The organism is Streptomyces sp. NPDC031340 (genome assembly GCF_055569945.1).
Genome location: NZ_JBVIIE010000120.1, coordinates 1 through 4,274 on the forward strand (window position 1 = coordinate 1; position 4,274 = coordinate 4,274).

Below are 4,274 nucleotides of genomic sequence, written 5' to 3' on the forward strand. Positions count from 1 at the left end.
CCCCCCCCCCTCCCCCCCCCCCCCCCCCCCCCCCCCCCCCCCCCCCCCCCCCCCCCCCCCCCCCCCCCCCCCCCCCCCCCCCCCCCCCCCCCCCCGGGCTCGCCGGGGGTGTCCTCTCCCGGCCCGGGCCCCGCTCGGCGGTGGTCGTCACGCTCATGACCTCGTGTTCCGGTTCCGGCGGATTCCGAGCGCCGGAACCGGGGATGTGCGTGGGGTACGCGGCTCACCGGGGCCCGGCGAGGCGCTTCCGCGTCTCCACGTGATCAGCGTGGGACCGCGCGGTGGGTTCGGCAACGGCCGCGGCGTGACCGAAGGCGCAGGCAATCCCCGGACAACGCTTGCTTAACACAGGCGCTCGGCTCGGTGATTCGCCTCCGAGAGGAGATCAACTGCATCGCACGGACGTGAACTGCGGTACCTGGTCGGAGGTGCCGTTGAACCCGGCGGTCGCCGTCTCGCCCGGATTGAGGATCTTGTGCCAGTCAGGCGCGTGGACCATGACCGTCGAACCCGTCTGCATGAAGGTGCCGTTCCAGCCGTCGCTCACCTTGACGCCGTCCGGCATCGTCCACTGCACGGCCCAGTCGGTCATCTTCCTGGAGCCGTTGTTGGTCACCGACACGCTCGCCTGGAAGCCGCCTTGCCAGCTCTTCTCCACAACCACCGAGGCCGAGCAGTCGGCCGGCGGCGGAGGCGGCGGGGGCGTCGTCTGGTCGTCGCCGAGGATGACGTCGGAGCAGTTGTAGAAGGTCTCCGTGCTGTCGGAGCGCTGCCAGACGCTGTAGATGACATGACGGCCCGTCAGGCCGTCCGGCAGGTGACCGCGCAGGTGGTACGCGCCGTCGGTGAGCGGGGGTTCCGGGTCGGCGGTGAGGAAGGGTGCGGACTCCAGGTCGTCCCAGTGCAGCGGCTTGGTCGGGTCGTAGCCCTGCTTGGTGATGTAGAGGCGGAAGCTGCCGGGGTGGGGCACCCACGCCGCGTAGGTGAAGTCGTAGTCGCTTCCCGCGCGCAGACTCTGGGTGGGCCAGTCGGCACTCGGGATGTCGAGGCCCGCGTACTTGGGCGAGCCACCGCTGCACAGCTGCCCGTCGGGAATGAACCCGCGGGTGCGTCCGGCTCCGTCGGAGCGAAGGACCCCGTACCAGTCGTAGAGAGGCTGGGTGCCGGAGGCGGCCACCGCCGCGGCGCATGCCGGGTTGACCGGGACGATCTCCCCGCTGGGCTGCAGGCCGTCCACGTAGCAGGCGTAGGCGCGGCTCGCGGGCGAAATCATGGAGCCGTGCGCGTCGGCCCGCTGAGCGAAGAACAGGGCCATGAGAAGGGTGAGCAGCGTGATGCCCGTGCAGGTTCTCACGACTGTTTGACGATGCGTCATATGCGTTCATCCATCCGGAAGACGAGAAGGGCGGTCCGTCGCAGGGGTCCTCGTGTGGGAGGGGTCGGGCGCGACGGAGCGGCCGGGCGCCGCTGGGGCTGCCTGGCGTTCCGGTGGGGTAGCGGATCGGCGCTCCTGGGTGGGAGCGCTCCCATCGAGGTGCATCATGGGCCCGCATGGTTGAGGGGTCAAGGGACCTTGCGATGTTCGGGACAGGGTTTTCGGGTTGCCGGCCGCTGCGCAGCCGATCTCGTGCGCCGCTCTTGACAGTCACCGAGGACCGCTGGCTACATGTCACCGCGCCGACACGATTCCGAGAACCCACCGCCCGGCATGGATGGTTGGGTTGCTGTACGGCCGCCTGGAGCCCGCCGCCGCCGGTTCCCTTCGGCCACGCCGACAGGGAAGCGCCCTCCCACCCGTGCTGCCCGCGCTGCAGCACGTGCCCTACGAGTCGTGGATCACGTTCCTCCTGTCACTTCCGCGTGCCTGCCGGGGGAGCGCGGGTCGAAGCCGCTTTCCGGCGCGGTGCCTGACCGCGTCAGGCACCCGTCTCCAGACCACCGACGGGGCGCCCCCTCTCCTCCCACCGCCCCGTCGGTTCCGTCCGACCGAGCACCACCCCAATCGACCGAAAGCGAGAACCCATGCCCGCGCCACCCCCTGCCACGACGCACCCACGGCGTGTGCTGAAAGGCACCGCGTCCGTGCTGCTGGGCCTGACCCTCGTGGTAGCGCCCGCCCTCACGGCCGCGGCCTCGGCCGCACCCGCCCAGGAGCGTCCCGGAACCACGGCCATCGCCCCGCCGCAGGACGACTGGCTGCACGCGAACGGCAACCAGATCGTCGACGGGGCCGGCAAGCCCGTCCGGCTCACCGGGGTCAACTGGTTCGGCTTCAACACCTCCGAGCGGGTGTTCCACGGACTGTGGACCGCCAACCTCGAGACGGTGACCCGGCAGATGGCCCAGCGCGGCATCAACATCGTCCGGGTGCCGATCTCGACCCAGCTGCTGCTCGAATGGCAGGCCGGCAACCTCTCACCGGCCACGGGAATCAACACGGCGGCCAACCCGGAACTCGCGGGTATGAGCACCCTGCAGATCTTCGACCACTGGCTCGACCTGTGTGCGCAGTACGGCCTGAAAGTGATGCTCGACGTCCACAGCGCCGAGGCGGACAACGCCGGCCACGTGTACCCCGTCTGGTGGAAGGGATCCATCACTCCCGAGAAGTTCTACCAGGCCTGGGAGTGGGTGACCGCCCGGTACAAGGACAACGACACCGTCGTCGCGATGGACATCAAGAACGAGCCGCACGGCAAGTTCGACGAGACCCCGCGCGCCAAGTGGGACGGCAGCACCGACACCGACAACTTCAAGAACACCTGCCAGACGGCAGGACGGCGCATCCTGGCCATCAACCCCAAGGTGTTGATCCTGTGCGAGGGCATCGAGACCTACCCCAAGGACGGCACCAGCTGGAACTCCACCGACCCCAAGGCGTTCTACAACGACTGGTGGGGCGGCAACCTGCGCGGCGCGAAGGACCACCCGGTGGATCTCGGCGCGCACCAGTCGCAACTCGTCTACAGCCCGCACGACTACGGCCCACTGGTGTACCAGCAGCCCTGGTTCGCAGGGGACTGGAACCGCGAGACGCTGGAACGGGACGTGTGGGACCCCAACTGGTACTACCTCCACAAGGAGAACACCGCCCCGCTGCTGATCGGTGAATGGGGCGGATACCTGGACGGCGGTCCCAACGAGAAGTGGATGACGGCGCTGCGCGGACTCATCGAGGACGAGGCACTCAGCCACACCTTCTGGTGCCTCAACCCCAACTCCGGTGACACCGGTGGCCTGCTGAACAGCGACTGGACAACCTGGGACGAGAAGAAGTACGCGTTTCTCAAGCCCGTCCTGTGGCAGCAGCAGGGCAAGTTCGTCGGCCTCGACCACCAGGTGCCGCTCGGCGGCGAGGGCAGCACCACCGGCATCAGCCTCTCCGAGGCCACGGGGCAGGCTCCCGGGCCCGACACCGAACCACCCACGGCTCCGACCGGCCTGTCCGCGACCTCCACCACCAGCCGGGTCACACTGAACTGGCACTCGGCCACCGACAACGTCCGGGTCACCGGCTACGACGTCTACCGTGACGGTACGAAGATCGCCGGCCCCGTGACCGGCACGACTTACACCGACCGGGACCTCGCCGCGGCCACCGCCTACCGGTACACGGTGAAGGCGCGGGACGCGGCCGGCAACGTCTCGCCGGCCTCGGTCGCGCTCACCGTCACCACGCAGGAGCCCGGCGTCCCCAGCGGTGACCTCAGCGTGCTGTACCGGAGCAACGACGACACCACGGGCGACAACGCCCTCCGGCCGCACCTGCGCGTCGTCAACCGCAGCGACCGGACCGTAGACCTACGGGACGTGACGGTCCGGTACTGGTTCACCCGTGACGGCGACTCACCCGTCAACGTCTGGTGCGACTTCGCGGCCGTCGGCTGCGCCAACGTGAAGCTGAGCGTCAAGAACCTGAGCGAGCGGCTGGACGGAGCCGACACCTACCTCGAAGTCTCCTTCACCGGCGGCTCGCTGGAGCCAGGCGCCGGCACGGGGGACATCCAGCTCAGGGCGAGCAAAACCGACTGGTCGAACTTCGACGAGACGGACGACTACAGCCACGGCCCGTCAGGTGACTACGCCGAGGCACCGCGGATCACCGCCTACGCGAGTGGTGGCCTCGCCTGGGGCAACGAACCACGCTGAGCCGGCGCCCCTCCGGACGACCGCACCGGTGGTGGGGGGGGGGGGGGGGGGGGGGGGGGGGGGGGGGGGGGGGGGGGGGGGGGGGGGGGGGGGGGGGGGGGGGGGGGGGGGGGGGGGGGGGGGGG

The 4,274-nt window shown here is 70.1% G+C and carries 2 protein-coding genes; one reads left to right on the forward strand and one right to left on the reverse strand.

The features are described 5' to 3' along the window. Positions 1-385: 385 nt before the first annotated feature. The gene (locus ACZ5GT_RS40595) at positions 386-1,354 is read right to left on the reverse strand and encodes a lytic polysaccharide monooxygenase auxiliary activity family 9 protein (RefSeq protein ID WP_469036937.1); all 969 of its coding nucleotides are present in this window, start codon (positions 1,352-1,354) and stop codon (positions 386-388) included. Between the two features lie 707 nt (positions 1,355-2,061). Between ACZ5GT_RS40595 and ACZ5GT_RS40600 the strand changes: the two genes are divergently transcribed. Then, a complete protein-coding gene (locus ACZ5GT_RS40600; protein ID WP_469036938.1) occupies positions 2,062-4,149 on the forward strand; it encodes a cellulase family glycosylhydrolase in 2,088 nt (695 codons plus the stop codon). Positions 4,150-4,274: the final 125 nt, after the last annotated feature.